Genomic DNA, 19,028 nt, shown 5'->3' on the forward strand with positions numbered 1-19,028 from the left:
ACGCTATGATCCCTTTTTCCCGGGGAGCCCGATCTTGAACCAGCTCAGCATCATCCTGCCTGCCAAGAACGAGGCGCCCGCGCTCGCGGTCTTGTTGCCGCAACTGCGCGCGGCGCAGCCGCAGGCCGAGATCATCGTGGTCGACGACGGTTCCACCGACGACACCCGCAGCATCTGCGAAAGCCACGGCGTGCAATGCCTGTCCTCGCCGTACTCGATGGGAAACGGCGCGGCGATCAAGCGCGGCACCCGCGCCGCCACGGGCGACATCCTGGTGTTCATGGATGGCGACGGCCAGCATGATCCCGCCGACGTCGCCCGCCTGCTCGACCAGTTGAACCGCGGCTACGACATGGTGGTGGGCGCCCGCGACTGGAGCAGCCAGGCCGGTGTCGGTCGGGGCATCGCCAACACCTTGTACAACTGGCTCGCCACCAAGATGACCGGCCACCCCGTACTCGACCTCACCTCCGGCTTCCGCGCCGTGCGCGCCGACAAGTTCCGCGAATTCCTGCACCTGCTGCCTAACGGCTTCAGCTACCCCACTACCAGCACCATGGCGTTCTTCCGCAGCGCCTACGCGGTCGCGTACATCCCGATCAAGGCCGCCCAGCGCGTCGGCACCAGCCACATCCGACCCCTGCGCGACGGCATTCGCTTCCTGCTGATCATCTTCAAGATTGCCACGCTGTATTCGCCCCTGAAGCTGTTCGTGCCGGCGAGTGCGGTGTTTTTCCTACTGGGGTGCGCGAATTACGCGTGGACCTACAGCCATTACGGCCGGCTCACCAACGGCAGCATGTTGATGTGGAGCGCGTGCGTGATCGTGTTTCTGATCGGGCTGGTTTCAGAGCAGATCACGGGACTGACCTACCGGCGCCATGACTGAATACCCCAGGCCCACTGTACTGGTGCTGGCTTCGACCTATCCGCGTTGGCGTGATGATCCGGAACCGGGCTTCGTGCACGAGTTGTGCCGTCGACTGGCCGGCCGCTTCCGTGTCATCGCCTTGGTTCCGGATGCGCCGGGTGCCGACGCCAGCGGCGAGCTAGATGGCGTCGACGTGGTGCGGTATCGCTATGCGCCCCGTCGCCTAGAGACGCTGGTGAATCACGGCGGCATCGCGACCAACCTGCGCCGTAGCCGGTGGAAATGGCTGCTGGTTCCCGGCTTCCTCATCGGCCAGTACGTGGCGGCCCGGCAATTGCTGAAGCGCCACCGCGTGGACGTGATCCATGCGCACTGGCTGCTGCCACAAGGGCTGATCGCACACCGGCTCAAGCGTGTTGCCGGTATTCCCTACCTGGTGACCTCGCATGGCGGCGACCTTTTCGGCCTGCGGGGCCGTACGTTGAATACACTCAAGCGTCGTGTGGCTGCTGCTTCCTCGGCGATGACCGTCGTCAGCAGTGCCATGTGCGAAGAGGCGGCGCGTGTGGGCCTGCACCCGCCGCGCATGACCGTGCTTCCGATGGGCGTGGACATGCGTGAGCGGTTCATACCCGATCCGACGATCCAGCGGGGCAATGACGAACTGTTGTTCGTCGGGCGGTTGGTGCCAAAGAAGGGCCTCGTCCACTTGCTTGATGCCATGCCTGCAGTCCTCGCGCAGCGGCCTGCCACGACCCTGACCATCGCGGGGTTCGGCCCGGAAGAGGACGCGCTGAAAGCACAGGCGAGCCGGCTGGGCATCGCGGCGAGCGTGAAGTTTCTCGGTGCCACAGCTCAATCCGCGTTGCCCGCACTCTATCGAGGCGCGAGCCTTTTCGTGGCGCCGTTCGTACGCGATGATTCGGGCAACCAGGAAGGATTGCCGGTAGTGCTGATGGAGGCCATCGGCTGCGGGTGCCCAGTTCTCGTGGGTGACGTTGCCGGCATCGGGGATCTGCTGGGCGAGACTCGTGCCGATGTCTGCGTGAGGCCCGGTGACAGCCACGCGCTGGCCATTGCGATTGTCGCCTCACTTGGCAATCCGGAGCAGGCACGCCTGCGTGCCGCCGCCATCCGCAAGGCTGCTGCAGAGCGCATCGACTGGCAGAACATCGCCGACGGCTATGCACGGCAATTGCAGCAATGCGTCGATGGTGCGGGCACGACCGCTCGTCGCGCGGCGTATCCGTCCGGGCGGGAATGATCGAAGGTTCCGGGGCATCCATGCAGAAGCAACCCAAGCTGATCCTGCGAGAAAGTACCATTCGGGACGTAAGCCGTTCATGGCCGACGGGACGGTTCGTCGAGATGGGCGCCGGAACCGGTCACATGACGCGACTCTTCCTTGAGCGAGGGTTCTCCGGCGCGTGTCACGACTTGGGCGAGGACAGCCGGAAGCTGATCCGCCGCAACCTGGCCGATGCCGGAGAGCGCATGCGGGTGGTCGACGAGTTGTCCGAGCTTCTGCCCGAGGAGTTCGACTATCTGTTTGCTTTCGAGGTGCTTGAACACATCGAGAACGACCTGGACGTGTTCCGCGAATGGATGCGCTACCTCAAGCCCGGCGGCAGGGTCCTGCTCTCCGTGCCGGCGCATTCCAGGAAGTACGGCCGTTCCGACGAACTCGTCGGGCACGTGAGGCGGTACGAAAAGGATCAGCTTCACCAGCTGATGCGCGATGGAGGTGTTGATGACGTCCGCATCATCAACTACGGCTACCCGATCACCGAACTTACCCGGCGCCTGTCCAATCGCATCGTGCGCAACGACAGCAGTTACGACGGTCTGAGCGCCGAACAGCGCAGCATCCGCAGTGCCCAGGCGAAACCCAAGGCGATCAATCGCACGTTGTCATTGCTGAGCGACAAGCTGGTCCTGCCGTTTTGCGTAGCGCAGCGCTGGTTCTACACCCGGGACCTGGGTGACGGTTACGTGGCTTGCGGCATCAAGCGATCGGGTTGATCGGTCGGCAAACCCGGCTCTTCACTCTCGGGATGCACCGGGGGAAGGGAAGCCTTCCATGATCTGCCCAAGCCGCTGTTCCATCACCCCCACGAGATGTGCCCAATCGTCGATCGGCACGGTGGCCACGGCAGGGCGGTCAAGCAGATCCAGCACTGCCCGCGCAAGGTCGGCCGGATTGTCTGCCGCGTACAGTCCTTCCGGTGCCGAAGCGAGCAATTCCGGCATCACGCCGACTCGTGCCGAAGCAATCGGCAGGCTGCACGCCAGCATTTCGTAGGCCTTCTGCGGAAAGCAGTAGCGACCGAACGGGGTGTCGCGCAAGTAGATCACGCCGACATCGAGAGCGTTGAACAGTTCGGCGGTGCGCGCATGCGGCAGCTGGCCCAAGTAGTGCACACGCGGATAGGCCGGTGGTGGAAAGCCCGTATCGAAAGGGCCGGCCAGCACCAGGTGCGCGTCGGGATGTCGTGAGGCGATCGTGGGCCACGCCGCGTACAACGCATCCACGCCCTTGTCCCGATGCAACCCGCCCGCCGTGCCGACCAGTAGGGCGTCCTCTGGCAAGTCCAACGCACGGCGACAGGCAGTGCGATCCCGGGGATGGAACACACTCTTGTCCACAGTGCTCGGCATGGCAAGGACCTCGCCACGTGCGCGGTAGGTATCCACGACCAGTTCCTTCAACGGCTCGCTCGTGGTGGTCACCAGCGCGGCCCCCCGCACGGCGTGGCGAAGCGCCGTCACCATGCCCGGAATGCGCGCCTGGCCGAAGCCTTCGAAATTGTCGTAGAGATCGGCGGCATACGGCGCACCGAGACGCTTGGCCAACCATCCCGCAAGAGCAACGTGGGGAATGTCCGAAGCGCCAATCAGCACGTCGGGTGTCCAGCTGTGCAACTGCCGCAGCAGATGCCGTGGATAGCCCGCCAGTGCAGGCAGCACAAACCGGCCCAGCGAGTGCGACCCCCAATGCAACTTGCCTGGCTCGCCCTCATGCTCCCATTCGCCATCGTCGTGGCCCTGGTAGCTCAGGCAGAAGCCCCGCACGTCGTGACCAAGCCGCGCCAACTGGAAGGGAATCTCGTACAGCCGCGCATAGCGATCGAGGATCACGTCCTTGCCCATGTAACGGCGTTTGCACAGAAAGGCGATGCGCATCGTCAACCAAGTATTCGGGTGTTCAGCCCCGCCACGCGGCGGAAGCCGGTGTCGCCGGTAAGAAATACATGATCCTTGCCAAGCTGGAGGCAGCAAGCCGCCTGCAGGGCGTCTGGCGTCTTCAGTCCATGCCGGGCGCGGATTGCCGTGGCCAGGTCGACGACATCGGCGCCCATTTCCACACAGATCAGATCCGCCCGCGCGAAAAATTCGTCATAGGTGGCCAGCGTTTCAACGTCTCCGGCTTTCATCGGTCCCGTCCGGCACTCCAGCCACGCAAGCCGGCTGACGGCGGTGCGCAACGCCGGTTCGGCGAGCGTCAGCGTCTGCAGTTGTCGGCGAACCTTGTCGACAAAAGGCTTCTTGCCTTCGACGAGGTAGATGATTGCGCTGGAGTCAAGAAAGGCGATCACCAGTCGCGGTCGTTACGCAGGCGACGGTTGATCTCCCGCTTGCCCAGTCGCCCGGTGCCCGGATGCGCCAGCAACCACTGCATGGCAGTCAAGCCAGGTACTTTCTTGCGTTGTTCGCCAGCCAGGCGCCGGTATTCGGCTTCCGAAAGCACCACTGCCGCCGTCTTGTTGTGTTTGAGCAAGTGGATAGGGCCATGCTCAAGGCCGTCCTCGATGGCGGCGGCACCACGGCGCTTGAGTTCAGCGACGGTCAGCGTGTTTTCCATGGCAATGCAGGAGGTTGAGTGGGCTTGGAACAAGTTTAGTACGGAAATCGGTACTGTTCAAACATCGTCGCCCTTGCCCAGGAATCGCTTGGCCGCCACTAGTGCGGCTCCCACCACCTGGTCCATGTTGTAGTAGCGGTACTGCGCCAGCCTGCCGACGAAAGTGACTCCCTTTTCCTCCCTGGCCAGTGCCGCGTAGCGTTTGAACAACGCTTCGTTTTCCTCGCGCGGCACCGGGTAGTAGGGGTCGCCATCGGCCTGTGGATATTCGCGTACGATCGACGTGCCTGCATGTTGTTGGCCGGTCAGATGCTTGAACTCGGTGATGCGGGTGTAGGCGTGGTCGTTCGGGTAGTTCACGGTGCCCACTTCCTGGTACCGGTCGACAGCGGGCAGGTGCTCGTGCTCGAAGCGCAGCGAGCGATAGGGCAGGCGGCCGAAACGGAAATCGAAGTAGGCGTCGATGGGCCCCGTATAGACCACGTGGCCGTACGTGTCACGCCCGCGCGCATCGGCGAAATCGACGCCCAGCTCCACCCTGATGTTCGGATGATCCAGCATGGCCTCGAACATCTTCGTGTAGCCGTGCAGCGGCATCGCCTGAAAGGTGTCGGTGAAGTACCGGTCGTCCGTATTGGTGCGCACCGGAATACGCGCGGCCACGCCCGCCTTCAGTTCCGATGGATCCAGGCCCCACTGCTTGCGTGTGTAATTGAGAAAAAACTTCTCGTATAGGTCGCGTCCCACCGAGTTCAGCACCACATCTTCGCTGGTCAAGGTTGGCTCGCGTGGTTCGCGTACCCGGTCGAAATACGCTGCCGCACCTGCCTCATCCAGGTCCAGCCCGTACAGCTGGTTCAGGGTGTCGCGATTGATGGGAAATGGATAGCGCACTCCACCCACCACGCCGCGGACCCGGTGCTCATACGGGCGCCACTCCGTGAAGCGCGACAGATACTTGAAGATCCGCTCGCCATTGGTATGGAAGATGTGCGGTCCGTAGCGATGCACCAGCACGCCGTGCTCGTCCAGTTCGTCGTAGGCATTGCCGGCGATATGCGGGCGCCTGTCGATGACGTGCACGCGGTGGCCGGCATCGGCGAGTTCGCGCGCCATGACGCTGCCGGCGTAGCCGGCGCCGACGATGAGGAAACTGGCATGAATCTTAGTCAATTTGGTCAAGCACTCAGGCCGAGGCGACGTAAGGCAGCAAAAAGTGAGGACTGATAGTCGAGCTTCATGGTCGCCAATATGAAAAGATCGATCGACGTACGTGTTCCCGCATCTGCGAGTATGCGTAATGGTGAAGTTCGATAAGCACTCAACATACGCATGCCTAGTGGTGCTGCGCGTACGCATGCGCGAATCCATTGCGACGCGATGATCTGCTTTGCTTCAGGACTCTCGTAAAATGAAACAAGTCTCAGCAGCCACGCTTCGATACCATCCAAGTCTTCGCGTTTGCTTATGGACTGGGGCGCGCGGATCAAGTTGTGCAGGCGCCGTTCTTCATTGGATGCGTTGATCCCTTGGTTGGCCAATATTTCAAGCCGGATACCTCTGGTCACCTCCTCCATCGCTTTACGTTGTGTCTGGGTAGCCTGATTTGAATGGCGACGATAACGCAGGAGCACCTCTGGAACGTTCGCCATCCGGAAATCAGCCATTGCTCGAGCGAACAGATCGTAATCCTCGGCCAATCGATACTCCTCACGATAGCGGTAACGGTCGAATACTTCACGGCGAGCCATGACCGTTGGGTGGCAAATGGTGCTCTGGAACAACATCGCTGCGCGGAGTGCCGGCTCAGTATGTGGCCAGCGCGCTGTACGCGCTGGACCCTGTCCGAATTCCACAAACCAGCTGCCACACAGATCCAGGCCGGCCTCTTGTAGAAACTGAACTTGTCGGGCGAAACGATCTGGCAGGCATAGGTCATCAGCGTCCAGAATGGCAATCCAGTCGCCTCGCGCTTGATCCAAACCGACGTTACGAGCCGTTGACGGGCCAAGGTTATGGGGAAGCTTGATGAGGCGAACCCGTCCGTCCACTAGCGCCAAATTTTTAACTAACGCCGCAGTTCCGTCCGTGGAGCCGTCATCAATGATCAAAATCTCGAGTGCCGGTAGCGATTGTTCAAGTGCAGAGGCTATCGATTTGGGAAGAAAACTTGCCCCATTGTAGGTTGCGATGATCACTGAGACGGAAGGTCTGTCACTGACACAAACAGGCTGCGGGGATGCCGGATCCATGAACTGCTCCAGTATTTCAGGTGAAGCCGTCGGTTGAGTCTTTGTTTTGGAAACACGTTCCAGAAATGCCCACCTACCTACCACAACCGTCGGTCGCGAAGCACCAATGTTGGCGGGCCACTGCAAATTCGCTCGTAAGATGGCGCCTGCGCGCTCGACATCGTCAAATTCCCCGGGTGTACATCAACCGAGCCAATGGTGTCATCATTTCGCTACTAGGTTACTATTTTCTCGCAATGAAAAACTTCCATCTACAGCAAACTAAGCAAGTTCAACGTACTGCGGCGCATTGCCGAACTGGCGCCGGAACGAAAGATGATGCGTCTCCAGCACCGCGATTCAGCATCATCACAGCAACCTTCAATGCGTGCGACGCGCTGCTGATTACCTCCCGCTCGCTGGAGGCGCAGACTTGCAAGAGCTTCGAGTGGCTCATCACCGATGGTGCGTCGACTGACGGTACGCTGGCTGCGGCACGTGGGCTCGGCGAACTTGTGACCATCTTGATGTCTGAGCCGGACACAGGGGTCTACAACGCTTGGAACAAAATGCTGCCTCATTCGCGCGGGGAATGGGTATTGTTTTTGGGCGCTGGTGATGTTCTGTACGACGTCGATACGCTGGCCAAAGCCGCTGACGCACTTGATAAGCTGCCACTGGAAATCACTACCGCTTACGGTGGTACCATCGTATTTGATGCAGCTTCAGGTATCGATCTATGCGCGCGCAGCCCGGAGTGGCGGGGCTTGCTTGGACCTTGGGGGGGCGCTCGGCCGTGGATGCCATGCCATCAAGGCGTCTTCCAGCGTGCGACTGTGTTCCGGGGGTTTCGCTTTGACGAGCGGTGCCATATTTGCGCCGATGCTGAGCCGCTTCTGGGAGAACTACTGGCCGGACGTGGCGCGAAGCTCGATCTCATGGTGGCACGCTTCGACGCCGGTGGCATTAGCTCACAACCGAGAAACCGTCTGCGGATGGTCTCCGAGTCCGTATATATCAACTGGAAGCTCGGCATTTTTCACGTGCGACCTTTTTATCAAATGGCCGTGGTATTTGTTAATGGGCTACTTCATCCATGGCGTGTCTGGCGCACCTGGAGAAAGCGAAGATAGTTCACAACGGTATCTAGTCATGCAATGCCCTTCCCATTAGATCCATCAGTTCTTAACCATCCAAGGTGTTCCACCTTGGAGCGAACGGTGGACTTCATATGCTCGGTGTGTCGGGGGTGGGCTTCTTGGGGCTTGTCGCCATAATGCCTCAAACGGAGAAGAGATCAGGCCATCCTTAGGGGGCCACTAGAATCGCTGTGCTTCCATTAGAAGAATGATCTGAGCGCCCAACGAAGCTGGAATAACATTTTGCGAGTACCGCTCATGGTCTGGTGTGCGCCAGGTTGAGCTAAGTAGAACGCCTTCGCTACACCATACGATTCGGCCAGTGCGACGCTTTGACCCGTGCGCTGCGCATTGACAGTAATGCTTCCGGGATGCGCGAGGAAGTCTGCAAGTGGCTCCGCCACGTGCGCGTACTGGCTGTAGCTTAACGACGTGAGCAGGAACAGCAGTAAATCTTCCCCAACGCCGGACTTCTTTCCGTATTGACCGGTCGCTCCTGGAACTTCGAGCAATAGGTTCTCCAAAACGTCCGCACGCCGAAATATCGCACAACCGGGGCTGATGGTCAGTGGTGACAGCAGCAGATATTGCACCAAGTCCTTGATCGCATTTTTTCCCGATGGGTGACGCAGCAATACGCCTTGTTTGCCAGCGCTGAGGTCATGTAGCGCCGCCCGCGAGTAGACAAAAGCGACGTCATCGCTGAACCGATCAAGGCACTTTTCTATAAATTGTGGCTCCAACCAGTCGTCGTCGTAGGTGAAATGCAGGTACTTGCCCGTCGCGCACTCCGCGCCATCGCGCCACGCTTCAATAGGGCCTCGATCGTCGTCGCGACGTATGTAGCGAATGCGAGTGCCGTACCTCTTGACCACTGTGGAAATATCGTCAGTACTTCCGTGGTCGACCAAAAGTACTTCGCACGCGATCGTTTGGTCGAGGGCGCTGTCAATCGCGCGGTGAACAAGATGGGCACGATTGTAGACAGGTATTATGATAGAGACTGAAGTAGACGTCATACAGTGAGCCCTGTCGATATCAATTTACGCAACTTTGAGGTATTGGCGACAAGTCCCCCTGGATTCGCCGCAGGTAGATATTGGAGCGAAATATTTTTCCGTGAGAAAAAACGGACTCGGTCAGCGATTTCCCCAATACTAGTCGCTTGGCCCGATCCGATGTTCACCGTAGTGGTTGCGCGCCGCGCGCAGAGGAGCAACATGGCGTCGACGACCATGTCTGCGTACAGGAAGTCGCGGATGGCGTCAGCATCTCTTACTTCGATCACGGAGCCGTCGTCTGCATCGTTGATTCGCGAAAGCAACCCGGGGACGAGGAAGGAGGATGGCTGTTGTTCGTGGAAGTAGCTAAAAATTCGCCCAATGCAAAGTTGTGTCCTTGAATGTCGTGCCAACGGCTCAAGAACACGTTCGCCCGCAAGCTTCGTAGCACCATACAGACTTAGGGGTTCGACGGCAGACTTTTCGGAGACTCGTCGACAGTTTCCCCGCAGACTTGCGGTTGCGGCGTAGACGTGGCTCGTAGATCCGAGGAATAACCAACTGTCAGGAATGAATTTGGCGACCGCTTCTTGAATTGCCACCAACGCCGTCGCATTCACTTTCATGGCAGCGAAAGGATCGGCTTCAACCTTTGGTAGAGGAACAATAGCTGCGAGGTGAAATATGGCTGTTGGTCGGGTTAGATCGATCCACCGCGTGATGCCGGCGATGTCACAGACGTCTCCCGGATATGTGTCTACGTGGATGGCATGATCCCGCAAGCGGTGAGCGAGCAGAGAGCCTAGAACTCCACGGTGCCCCGTAACAGCAATACGTGACCCTTCCAGCGTATTCCAAGCGCGGAAGCTCGGCAGGAATTGGGGTCGGGGAACGAGGGAGGAGAGGTTCACTTGCATGCGGCCGTGAGGGCATCCAGAACAGTTTCGGCCAGCCATGTCATACGATCGGCTTCGATCGGCTTGGCATGAACACCTATGAAAACTCCGTGGTCATGTACTTGTTGGGCCCCGGCGAATGGTGCCAGCGAGCGTTCGATGTTGAATAGGCGAGTCGCAGGCTGCAGATCCATGTTTCCCGAAACAATAGGACGTGTGTCAATATGGGCATCCATCAGCAGCTCGGTGAAGCGCTTGTAATCTATTGAAAGTTCGGGATTGACTAGGAATGGAAAGCCAAACCAACATGCATCTACGCCTGCAGGGGCAGTCGGAAATTGGAGCTGCGATCGCCATTTCGTGCTGTGCTCAAAGGATTTGCGCATCAGGATGGCGTTCTGCTTTCTGTGGCTATTCATTTCGTTCAGCCTTCCCAATTGTTCGATGCCAAATGCTGCTTGGATTTCCATCGGCCGAACGTTATAACCGACGTTGACGAACAGGAATCGCGGATCGATGGCCGAGTTTTCGGCCTCCAATTCACTACGATTACTTTGCTCACGGCTCCAGCCATGAGAGCGCAGGCATCGAAGCAGGTCGTAATCCTCGAGAGTTCGCGCGACGACCATACCACCCTCAATGGTCGTCATATGGTGCGAAAAGTAAAAACTATAAGTGCCGAAATCCCCCAGAGTTCCCAGATGCCGTTGTTGGAACGTTGTGCCCAGGGACTCGCACGTATCCTCTATTAACAGCAGTCCCTTGTCATCTACGATATCCAGCAGTTGTTGCAAATCGGTGCTGTTGCCAAGTACATGCACCATCATGATCGCTTTAATCGGAAGTCGGCGCATCGCCTCGTGTAGGGAAGCTATGGACAAATTCAACGTAGAAGGGTCCACATCTATTAGTACAGGCTTCAAGCCGAGCTGCACGAGAGGCCAAATCGATGTCGACCAGCAGACGGCTGGCACCGCCACATAGTCGCCGATGTCTAACCGCTTCGACCGCAGAGGGTTAATGATCGCGGACGCAGCCAAAAGGTTGGCAGACGACCCAGAGTTCACCATGACTGCATAGGGAGCCCCTATGTGCTCCGCAAATGCAACCTCGAAATCATGCACTCGCTGTCCCATGGTAAGTTGACCGCTGAGCAACGTTTCCATGCAACGCAGGATTTCCTGGTTGTCGTAGCTTGAATCTACAAGCGGGAATTCGTAATTGGGGTTGGTCGTCATTGTAGTTGGAATCCGTAGCAATTGTTCATCGGCGCAAAGCTGTCAATAAAGTTTCGAGTGAGTGAACGCGATGATGCGTGGCCACAAAAGGAGGGTTGGAATTAAATTAAGGCACAAGAACGTAGCCGCTGTTATCCAAGGAACGATCCAAATCCCGAGATGGCTGATTGCCCAGGCCTTCAATCCAAAGCATATGATCGCGAAGATGGAGGCCGTGATTACCTGAAATCGCATGATGCTCGCCGCATTGAGAAAGGTGGCAACAGCAGTTCCCAGAGCGTCTATGGTCAACCACACTGCAAATCCTGCCAGCAGGGTTCCACCAACGGCTAAGGGTTGGTGCACCCAGAGTTCGGCGATGTGGTGAAAGCCCAGTGCCAGAGCGAAGCCTGTACTCATTGCAGCGACTACTGCCAACAGCACGGAGCGTCGCAACGTTCGCTTGACCCATCCATGGTCGCCAATCGCGAGCGCCTGCCGGTAGATCGGCCATAGTGGCACCCAGACTAAGCCAAGGGCGAGAGGAATGACTGAGAACAGGCGCTGGACGATTGCGTAGGTGCCAGCCTCTGTGGATCCCTTAAGGGTGGAAATTAAGGGAAGGTCGGTTGAATAAGCGAGCGCTGCAGCCAACTGGAGGATGAAGAATAGTAATCCTTCCTTGCGGATGTGGGCGGCGATTGCAGGATATCGCTGCTGGGTCGGGGTAGCCATCTGAGGGTCGAGCCATAACAACCAAGTGTTGGCGACGGAGCTAAGCAGGGGGGTGGCGACAGCCGCTAACACGAGAAATGGAAGCGGCGCACCTGATTTTGCGAGCGTGATCACGGTCACAAGGGTTAGTAGTTGGCCCAGTGCTTGCCATTTAAAAGCGCGATCACCATGCCCTAATCCGAGTTGTACTCGGTTCGCGAGGTTTAGCGGAACCGCGAGTACGACGGCAAAAAATATCGCGGCGACGGCCGCGCGGCTGGTGGCTGCCATTTGCTCTGGAAGTCCAAGCAATCGTTGCCATGGGATCAGCGGTACTGCAATCGAGGCGGCGACAGCCAACCACAGGGCAAGCCAAAGCAACGTACGACGCCCTTCGTAAAGTATACGGCCAACCTCGTCATGTGCGCCGCGCCCGTGCGCAGCAGCGATGAGGTTCATGGTGCCATTGCCGAGACCGAAGTCTAGAAAACCTGCAAAGGTTACCAGCGAGACCAAGGTCACCCAAACGCCGAAGAGTGCTGGCCCTAAAGCATGCAAGACGAACGGTACGGTCAGGAACAGGTTGGCTGCGGCGGATGCTTTCGCTACCATCGACCACGCACCGGTATGAATGATACGTCGACCACGTATGCCGACCCACCGGGACATCACGTCGACCGGGGTGGTCGGGTCGTCATTGCTCATGGGGACACAAGCGAGAACGCATCGACCGTTTGCTTCAATCCTTGCTCCAGTCCGATCTGTGCTTTCCACCCGAGCGCATCCATTCGGGCGGTGTCTAGTAGTTTGCGCGGGGTGCCATCCGGCTTGGTTGTATCAAACACGAGTTCGCCCGCGTAGCCGACCGCTCGCGCAATTGTACTTGCCAGTGCGGCAATGGTTATCTCCCGGCCGGAACCCACATTGATCGGGTCCCTATGGCTGTAACTACGCATTAGAAACAACGCTGCATCGGCGAGGTCGTCGACATGCAGGAATTCGCGCAGCGGCTCGCCGCTTCCCCAAATTGAAACCGTGGGCGCATTGGTGGCTTGTGCCTGGCGGACACGGCGGATCAATCCAGGTACGACGTGGGCGTTTTCAGGGTCGTAGTTATCGCCTGGTCCGTACAGATTGGTTGGCATGGCACAGATCGCATCGAACCCGTACTGTTTAAGGTATGCCTGACACATCTTGACCCCGGAAATCTTGGCAATGGCATACCACTCATTGGTGGGTTCCAGTGGCCCGGTCAGCAGGTATTCCTCTTTGATCGGCTGCGGGCAATCGCGAGGGTAGATACACGATGAGCCGAGGAACAGCAACTTTCTTGCGCTGTGCTTCCATGCGTTGTGGATCACGTTGGTTTGGATGGCAAGGTTGTCGTGGATGAACTCGGCGGGATAGGTGCTGTTGGCGCGGATGCCCCCGACTTTGGCTGCCGCCAGGAAAACGTATTCAGGGCGTTCAGTGGCAAAGAATGTTTCGACGGCCGCTTGATCGACCAGATCGAGTTCGTGGTGCGTACGCAGGATGAGATTGGTTGCGCCATCGGCCTGCAGTCGTCGGACAATGGCGCTGCCGACCAGACCACGATGGCCGGCAACATAGATGCGTGCGTCGAGATTCATCACTTCATTCCTGTGGCGAGTGCGCGTTGAAGCCGGCGTTGATCATCAGCGCATCACGTTGCGCAAGCGCCAAGTCATTTTGCGTCATCTCGCGTACCAGTTCGGCAAAGCTCGTGCGGGGAGTCCAGCCGAGGATTTCGCGCGCCTTGCTTGGGTCGCCGAGCAGCGTGTCTACTTCGGCAGGTCGGTAATAACGCGAGTCAACGCCCACAACATGTTGTCCTGGTTTTGCCGCGGAGTGATCCGGTGCGGTCGCGATGAGTGCACATTCATTTGCGCCAGATCCCTGCCACGCCAAGGTAATACCCAGTTCACCTGCGCTGTGTTCGACAAATTCGCGAACCGAGTGCTGCACACCCGTGGCGATCACATAATCCTCGGCACTAGGTTGTTGCAGCATCAACCACTGCATCTCAACGTAGTCGCGCGCGTGGCCCCAGTCACGCCGAGCGTCGAGGTTTCCGAGATAGAGACAATCCTGCAGTCCGAGGTGGATACGGGCTAGCGCCCGGGTGATCTTGCGTGTGACAAAGGTTTCGCCGCGCATGGGCGACTCATGGTTGAACAAGATGCCGTTGCAGGCATACAGGCCGTAAGCCTCCCGATAGTTGGCGGTGATCCAGTACGCATACAGTTTGGCTACGCCGTAGGGCGAGCGTGGGTGAAATGGGGTGCATTCGGTTTGCGGCGTCTCTACCACCTGACCATACAATTCTGATGTTGACGCCTGGTAGAACCGCGTCTTGCTTTCAAGACCAAGAATGCGAATTGCTTCTAGCAATCGCAGTGTGCCCATGCCGTCGGCGTTGGCGGTGTACTCGGGGGTCTCGAAAGACACTTGCACATGACTTTGCGCACCAAGGTTGTAGATCTCATCCGGCTGCACTTGTTGGATGATGCGGATCAGGTTGGTGGCGTCAGTCAGGTCGCCATAGTGCAGGAATAGCCGGCGATCTGGATCGTGCGGATCCTGATACAGATGGTCGATACGCGCAGTGTTGAACGAAGAGGCGCGGCGCTTGATGCCATGCACTTCGTAGCCCTTAGCCAGAAGAAACTCTGCCAGATAGGCTCCATCTTGGCCGGTGATTCCCGAAATAAGTGCACGCTTCACTTGGTACTTGTCCCCTCGAATAACCTATGGGCGGGTAGTTTAAACGCTACGCAAGCTTGTAGAGCGGATATCAACTATCAATGCAGGCCGGGGAGTGCTTGCAACTCCTTCAGGCTGCTGTCCAGCCGCCCGCCGATATCCAGCGATCGCAGACCTTGCAGTGCGGCATTGGCCTCGGCCTTGCGTCCCTGCGCGGCCAACATGCGAACGTGAGTGATGCGGTATGCGGGCTCATTCGGTGCGGTCTTCACAGCATCGGCCGTCATACGCTCGCCGAGATCGTGGTCGTCCAAGACGTTCCAGGCATAGTCACCGTACATCGCCAAAAGTCGGGCACTGGGATCCGGGTGGGACAATGCGGCCAGATAAGCCCCGACCATGCGCTGCTTCGACAGATCGCAGCGACCTTCGCGCGCGCATTGGGTCAGCGCTCCAAGCGAGCTTTCATCTTGCACGCCGGGGCGGCGGGCCTCGAGTTTGGCGATCAGGCTGTCCCACCAAGCATCCTTGATGGGCTGGTGCATGCGCGAGTTCATGAAGATCAGCGCCTGCTCGGGAAGGATCGAGGCCTCGGGCAGGGCGGCTGCCTGCTCGAGCGGCGCATAGGCCAATTTGGTGAAGGGCGAGGCCGGGTCGTAATGGGAGTAGATGATGTAGGTGCGGCCCAGTTCGTATTGGGCGCGTGGGGATTGCGGGGCACGGCTGGCCAGGTCTTCGGCCAATCGCAGCGGGTTGCCCCAGGCATAGGCGGTGAGCGCGGTCAGCGCGGTCCAGCACGCCAGCAACGCGCCAAGGAGAACGTGGCGCGGCAAGGCAAACGCTTCGCCTCGTGATGCAGCGAGCAACGGCACGATCGCCAACATCAGGCCGAAGCTGGCGAAGTAGTTGCGATGTTCGTAGATCAGTTCCAGCGGCAGGATGGTACCGGTGAGCAGCTGGCAGCCCAGGAACAGGCCGATGCCCAGCGCGGCCAGCGGCTGGTGCTTGCGCAGCCAGATCATCAGCGCGACCAAGGCACCGAGAGCCACGATACTGGCAAGCGTCGTCCACGGCGAAAGCAGGCCTTGCGAGGTGCGGAAGTCGTCGTGGTAGAACGACAACGCATCCGGTGTCGGCAGCAGCGTCCAGCGGATGTAGTCGACCACGATGCGCGCTTCGCTGAGCAGGCGCGTGCGCAGGCCAAAGTCGCGTGTCGACCAGTAGCCTGGGTTGAACACCTGCGGCAGCAGCCAGATCAGACCCACGATCATCGGCAACAGCAGCAGCACGACAAACAGGCCGATGAGGCGTCTGTCGCGTCGGCCGGCAGGCGAGCGGAAACCGAATACCAGCCATTCAATCAGCACCGCATACAGCGGCAGCATCACCGCGGTTTCCTTGGCCAGCACGCCCATGCCGGTGCAGGCCACGAGGCTTGCGGTGCAAAGCAGGAATCCGCGAAGGCTGGGCGACCAGCGGGAGGCGGGCACGTCCGAGAGGCCACTGGGGCCGTAGTGAGCATCCCCCAGCATGCGCTGGCGCCCGGCGACATAACCAAGCAGGCCCAGCAGCACGAACAGGTTGGCCATACTCTCCATGCGCTGCACCACGTAGAGCACGCCGGTAAGGTTGATCGGCAGCAGCATCCAGCCACCGGCGATCAGGGCGGCAATCATCCCCGTGCGGGCCCTTGTAGGAGCGCACCCTGTGCGCGAAGGCCTGCCATTCAACCTGGAGGAAGAGCGTTCGCGCACAGGGTGCGCTCCTACAAGGGCTTGCAGCAGGGCGCGAGTGAGCAGGAATATCAGCAGTCCGTTGAGCAGATGAAGCACCACGTTGGTCAGCTTCATCCAGTACGGATCGAGCCCGCTGATCAGGTAGTTCGCGGCGAAACTCAGCGAGGCCAGCGGTCGCTTGAATTCACTGGAGGGGGAGGAAAGCGCGGCGCCCACCAGGGAGGAGAAGCTGCCATTGGTTGGCTGCACGCCGTGGTTGTCGACGATGTTGGGGTAGTCGTCAAACAGGAAACCGCCGGACAGGCCGGGCCAGTACACCACCACGGTGATTGCGAAGGCGGCCAGCAACAGCCACCAGCCCAGGCGTTTGGTCGTGGCGGCGTTATCGGGCGGAGTGGGTGTCATCGGTGACAGGCGCTTGCTTGGTGGCGTCATCGCGCAGTGTAGCGCGCAGGTGCGCCAGCTCCTTGGGCCAGTATTGTTGTCGTCGCAAAACCCACGCATGCACTCGCGGCATGCCGAAGCCGGGTTGGTAGGCCTGTTCGGGTTCGGCAGCCAGATGATCCAGATGCGCCAAGCCTTGGCGTGGGAAACCGTTCGCACCGAGCAACGCGGCCTGCTTCAGCGCGGCCGATGTACGTACCTGCAGATCCAGCGCCTGGTTGAACTCGGCCAAGGCCGTGTCTGCGTCACCCTGGTGGAGGGCGAGACGCCCCAGCAGGTAATGGATATCTTGCTGCCGGCCGGGATTGCTGGCGAGGTGGGGATTGGCCAGCGCCGCCTGCAGCAGACCGTGCAGGGTGGCATAGCTCAATTGTGGACACGACGGATGGACCACCTGCTCCATCGCGCGCTCGAACCAGCTCGTCAACAGGGTGCCCGGGTCGCGCGTGGTAAGCAGGGCGGTGCGCGATGCAGCCAGCGTCGATTCATCAATGTTGCCCAACAGGCATTCCGCGCCGAACAGGTTGAGCGCCAGCTGCACCTGGTCGGGCGCCCTGGTCAGCGGGCCGAGCAGCCGGTCGACCGCCCGCTCTGGATGACCGGCGCTCGACTCGACCTGCGCTGCATTGGCCTGGGCGCGCGGGGAGTCGGGGTTCAGACGGGCCCACATCAACGCCTGGTCATGGCTGTTGCCCCACAGGTTGGCGCGTGCGTGGGTCATCAACCCAAGCCCCAGCAGGATGACTGCAGCCAGTGCGAGCTTGGCCACGCGTACTGCTCTATTCGTACCGGTTGCATTGCTTGTCAAATAGCGGCTTCTTTGGCCGTCATTCCCGCGAACGCGGGAATCCAAATTGTTGTTCCGTGAGATCAAAATGGATTCCTGCTTTCGCGGGAATGACGTCACGACTGATTCTTCGACATTTCTCGTAGGAGCGCTTTCAGGTGCGATGGGACTCTCAACAAGTGCCGCATCCGGACGAGTGCGCACGTCGCACAACCACAGTGCCAATGGCCAGAACATCAACATCGCCGGCAGGTAGTTGCGGTGTTCGAAATAGAGCTCCAGCGCCACGGTGCTGGATTCCAGCGACTGGCCCACGAAATAGAACAATACGGCCACAGCCAGCGCGGGCCAGCGGCGGCGCAACAGCCACGCACCGATGATCAGGCCAACTAACGCGAGGATGGCAGGCAGCGTTGTCACCGGAGACAACCAGGAAGTCGACGCCTGGATGTGGTCGTTGAACAGACCCGGCGTGAACGGTCGCGGCAACCACAACAGTTCCAGGTAATCCAGCAGCACGCGCGGTTCGGTCAACAGGCGTTGGCCCAGCGTCCAAGGACGTACCGATGAGATGCCGCGAGTGAGCCCGCTCCAGCCTTGTTCCAGCAGGTAGCCGGCCACTATTGCCGTCGGTAGCCAGCCGAACAACCACATGCTGCGACGGTAGATGTATCGCCGGTGCTGTTCCATCGGCGTGGTGGGGTGTTCTGGCGACCGCAGCAGCACATATTCCACCACCAAAACCAACGCAGGCAGAAGGATGCCATTGGCCTTGCTCAGCACGCCGAGTACGGTGCAGCCACCCAAGCCCGCAGCGATCCACACCAACCCCCGCCAGACATCACCGCTCGCGATGCGCGCCCGGCCGTGCAGCCATGCCAGCAGGCCAAGGAGCGTGAAGGTCGCTGGCAGCATCGCTTCGCGCTGAACTATGTAAAGCGTGGTGGAGACGAATAGAGGATGCAGCAACCACATGCCGGCGCCGATGGCGGCGGCGAGATCGACGCGACGTTGGTCGGCGGTGCTGAAAACCGTGCGACCCAACCGGCGTAGCAACAGCGCCAGCAGCGCGCCGTTGAGCAGGTGGAGGATCAGGTTGGTGCGCTTGAACGGATAGGGATCAGCGGGCCAGTCGTGCGCGTCAAGAAGAAACATCAGCAGGGTCAGGGGCCGTCCGGTGGGGTCGGCCGTACCGGAAGTGAGGTAGCGCCAAAAGGTCGGCCACGTGTCGACGGGGCCGGTGGCGCCCAGCGCCGGTAGATTGCTGTAATCGTCGAACAGAAACGGTCCGTGCAACCCTTCGTGATAGCACGCCCAAACCATGGCCAAGATCGACAGGCCAATCAACGCGGTCAGGTTGGGATATCTGGTCATCCGGGTGGTCTGCAAAAGAAAGGGCCGCACAG

17 protein-coding genes are annotated in these 19,028 nt (G+C 59.6%); 4 read left to right on the forward strand and 13 right to left on the reverse strand.

What is annotated here, in order from left to right:
- The first annotated feature begins 34 nt into the window (after positions 1 to 34).
- From ACVCL9_RS01340 to ACVCL9_RS01350, 3 genes are read left to right on the forward strand one after another with little or no spacing between them, the layout of a single operon-like run.
- On the forward strand, positions 35 to 889 hold the full coding sequence (locus ACVCL9_RS01340) for a glycosyltransferase family 2 protein (RefSeq protein WP_447099392.1): 855 nt from the start codon (positions 35 to 37) through the stop codon (positions 887 to 889).
- The gene (locus ACVCL9_RS01345; RefSeq protein WP_447099391.1) at positions 882 to 2,135 is read left to right on the forward strand and encodes a glycosyltransferase; all 1,254 of its coding nucleotides are present in this window, start codon (positions 882 to 884) and stop codon (positions 2,133 to 2,135) included. Before ACVCL9_RS01340 ends, ACVCL9_RS01345 begins: the two co-directional genes overlap by 8 nt.
- Positions 2,136 to 2,155: 20 nt before the next feature.
- Complete coding sequence (locus ACVCL9_RS01350; protein WP_447099390.1) at positions 2,156 to 2,893, forward strand: methyltransferase domain-containing protein; 738 nt, start codon at positions 2,156 to 2,158, stop codon at positions 2,891 to 2,893.
- A 21-nt stretch (positions 2,894 to 2,914) separates the two neighbouring features.
- Here ACVCL9_RS01350 and ACVCL9_RS01355 read toward each other — a convergent pair whose 3' ends face one another.
- The 5 genes from ACVCL9_RS01355 to ACVCL9_RS01375 are packed head-to-tail and all read right to left on the reverse strand — an operon-like array spanning position 2,915 to position 6,985.
- Positions 2,915 to 4,054, reverse strand: coding sequence for a glycosyltransferase family 4 protein (locus ACVCL9_RS01355; protein ID WP_447099481.1), 1,140 nt, complete (start codon positions 4,052 to 4,054; stop codon positions 2,915 to 2,917).
- A 2-nt stretch (positions 4,055 to 4,056) separates the two neighbouring features.
- Entirely contained in the window at positions 4,057 to 4,467 is a 411-nt protein-coding gene (locus ACVCL9_RS01360; RefSeq protein ID WP_447099389.1) for a type II toxin-antitoxin system VapC family toxin, read from the reverse strand.
- Positions 4,464 to 4,733 (reverse strand): hypothetical protein, encoded by a 270-nt coding sequence (locus ACVCL9_RS01365; RefSeq protein ID WP_447099388.1) that lies wholly within the window; start codon positions 4,731 to 4,733, stop codon positions 4,464 to 4,466. Before ACVCL9_RS01365 ends, ACVCL9_RS01360 begins: the two co-directional genes overlap by 4 nt.
- A gap of 57 nt (positions 4,734 to 4,790) precedes the next feature.
- Positions 4,791 to 5,915, reverse strand: a complete 1,125-nt coding sequence (gene glf, locus ACVCL9_RS01370; RefSeq protein WP_447099387.1) for a UDP-galactopyranose mutase — start codon at positions 5,913 to 5,915, stop codon at positions 4,791 to 4,793.
- Positions 5,912 to 6,985: a glycosyltransferase family 2 protein gene (locus tag ACVCL9_RS01375; protein ID WP_447099386.1), complete on the reverse strand. Its 1,074-nt coding sequence runs from the start codon at positions 6,983 to 6,985 to the stop codon at positions 5,912 to 5,914. Before ACVCL9_RS01375 ends, glf begins: the two co-directional genes overlap by 4 nt.
- A 176-nt stretch (positions 6,986 to 7,161) precedes the next feature.
- Here ACVCL9_RS01375 and ACVCL9_RS01380 point away from each other — a divergent pair, with 176 nt between their 5' ends.
- The gene (locus ACVCL9_RS01380; protein WP_447099385.1) at positions 7,162 to 8,097 is read left to right on the forward strand and encodes a glycosyltransferase; all 936 of its coding nucleotides are present in this window, start codon (positions 7,162 to 7,164) and stop codon (positions 8,095 to 8,097) included.
- A gap of 206 nt (positions 8,098 to 8,303) precedes the next feature.
- On the opposite strand, the gene ACVCL9_RS01385 is transcribed toward ACVCL9_RS01380, so the two are convergent.
- The 8 genes from ACVCL9_RS01385 to ACVCL9_RS01420 all read right to left on the reverse strand — a co-directional run bounded on the left by ACVCL9_RS01385 (position 8,304) and on the right by ACVCL9_RS01420 (position 18,996).
- On the reverse strand, positions 8,304 to 9,122 hold the full coding sequence (locus ACVCL9_RS01385) for a glycosyltransferase family 2 protein (RefSeq protein WP_447099384.1): 819 nt from the start codon (positions 9,120 to 9,122) through the stop codon (positions 8,304 to 8,306).
- Positions 9,119 to 10,021: an NAD-dependent epimerase/dehydratase family protein gene (locus tag ACVCL9_RS01390; protein ID WP_447110623.1), complete on the reverse strand. Its 903-nt coding sequence runs from the start codon at positions 10,019 to 10,021 to the stop codon at positions 9,119 to 9,121. The genes ACVCL9_RS01385 and ACVCL9_RS01390 overlap by 4 nt, the downstream gene beginning before the upstream one ends.
- Positions 10,012 to 11,238 (reverse strand): DegT/DnrJ/EryC1/StrS family aminotransferase, encoded by a 1,227-nt coding sequence (locus ACVCL9_RS01395; protein ID WP_447099382.1) that lies wholly within the window; start codon positions 11,236 to 11,238, stop codon positions 10,012 to 10,014. Before ACVCL9_RS01395 ends, ACVCL9_RS01390 begins: the two co-directional genes overlap by 10 nt.
- Before the next feature lie 42 nt (positions 11,239 to 11,280).
- A complete protein-coding gene (locus tag ACVCL9_RS01400) occupies positions 11,281 to 12,636 on the reverse strand; it encodes a lipopolysaccharide biosynthesis protein (protein WP_447099381.1) in 1,356 nt (451 codons plus the stop codon).
- Positions 12,633 to 13,562 carry a GDP-L-fucose synthase family protein gene (locus tag ACVCL9_RS01405; RefSeq protein ID WP_447099380.1) on the reverse strand — a complete coding sequence of 310 codons (930 nt, stop codon included), beginning with the start codon at positions 13,560 to 13,562 and terminating at the stop codon, positions 12,633 to 12,635. The genes ACVCL9_RS01400 and ACVCL9_RS01405 overlap by 4 nt, the downstream gene beginning before the upstream one ends.
- A 4-nt stretch (positions 13,563 to 13,566) precedes the next feature.
- A complete protein-coding gene (gmd, locus tag ACVCL9_RS01410; RefSeq protein WP_447099379.1) occupies positions 13,567 to 14,676 on the reverse strand; it encodes a GDP-mannose 4,6-dehydratase in 1,110 nt (369 codons plus the stop codon).
- A 77-nt stretch (positions 14,677 to 14,753) separates the two neighbouring features.
- Positions 14,754 to 16,796, reverse strand: coding sequence for a hypothetical protein (locus ACVCL9_RS01415; protein WP_447099378.1), 2,043 nt, complete (start codon positions 16,794 to 16,796; stop codon positions 14,754 to 14,756).
- Positions 16,774 to 18,996: a tetratricopeptide repeat protein gene (locus tag ACVCL9_RS01420; RefSeq protein WP_447099377.1), complete on the reverse strand. Its 2,223-nt coding sequence runs from the start codon at positions 18,994 to 18,996 to the stop codon at positions 16,774 to 16,776. The genes ACVCL9_RS01415 and ACVCL9_RS01420 overlap by 23 nt, the downstream gene beginning before the upstream one ends.
- Between the last annotated feature and the right edge of the window lie 32 nt (positions 18,997 to 19,028).

This window comes from Rhodanobacter sp. UC4438_H5 (assembly GCF_052978405.1).

What these genes read in the sequence shown, in the direction of transcription:
- ACVCL9_RS01345 (WP_447099391.1), top strand. Translation starts at nt 882, where the DNA reads ATGACTGAATACCCCAGGCCCACTGTACTGGTGCTGGCTTCGACCTAT.
- ACVCL9_RS01350 (WP_447099390.1), top strand. Translation starts at nt 2,156, where the DNA reads ATGCAGAAGCAACCCAAGCTGATCCTGCGAGAAAGTACCATTCGGGAC.
- ACVCL9_RS01355 (WP_447099481.1), bottom strand. Translation starts at nt 4,054, where the DNA reads ATGCGCATCGCCTTTCTGTGCAAACGCCGTTACATGGGCAAGGACGTG.
- ACVCL9_RS01365 (WP_447099388.1), bottom strand. Translation starts at nt 4,733, where the DNA reads ATGGAAAACACGCTGACCGTCGCTGAACTCAAGCGCCGTGGTGCCGCC.
- ACVCL9_RS01375 (WP_447099386.1), bottom strand. Translation starts at nt 6,985, where the DNA reads ATGGATCCGGCATCCCCGCAGCCTGTTTGTGTCAGTGACAGACCTTCC.
- ACVCL9_RS01385 (WP_447099384.1), bottom strand. Translation starts at nt 9,122, where the DNA reads ATGACGTCTACTTCAGTCTCTATCATAATACCTGTCTACAATCGTGCC.
- ACVCL9_RS01390 (WP_447110623.1), bottom strand. Translation starts at nt 10,021, where the DNA reads ATGCAAGTGAACCTCTCCTCCCTCGTTCCCCGACCCCAATTCCTGCCG.
- ACVCL9_RS01395 (WP_447099382.1), bottom strand. Translation starts at nt 11,238, where the DNA reads ATGACGACCAACCCCAATTACGAATTCCCGCTTGTAGATTCAAGCTAC.
- ACVCL9_RS01400 (WP_447099381.1), bottom strand. Translation starts at nt 12,636, where the DNA reads ATGAGCAATGACGACCCGACCACCCCGGTCGACGTGATGTCCCGGTGG.
- ACVCL9_RS01405 (WP_447099380.1), bottom strand. Translation starts at nt 13,562, where the DNA reads ATGAATCTCGACGCACGCATCTATGTTGCCGGCCATCGTGGTCTGGTC.
- ACVCL9_RS01415 (WP_447099378.1), bottom strand. Translation starts at nt 16,796, where the DNA reads ATGACACCCACTCCGCCCGATAACGCCGCCACGACCAAACGCCTGGGC.
- ACVCL9_RS01420 (WP_447099377.1), bottom strand. Translation starts at nt 18,996, where the DNA reads ATGACCAGATATCCCAACCTGACCGCGTTGATTGGCCTGTCGATCTTG.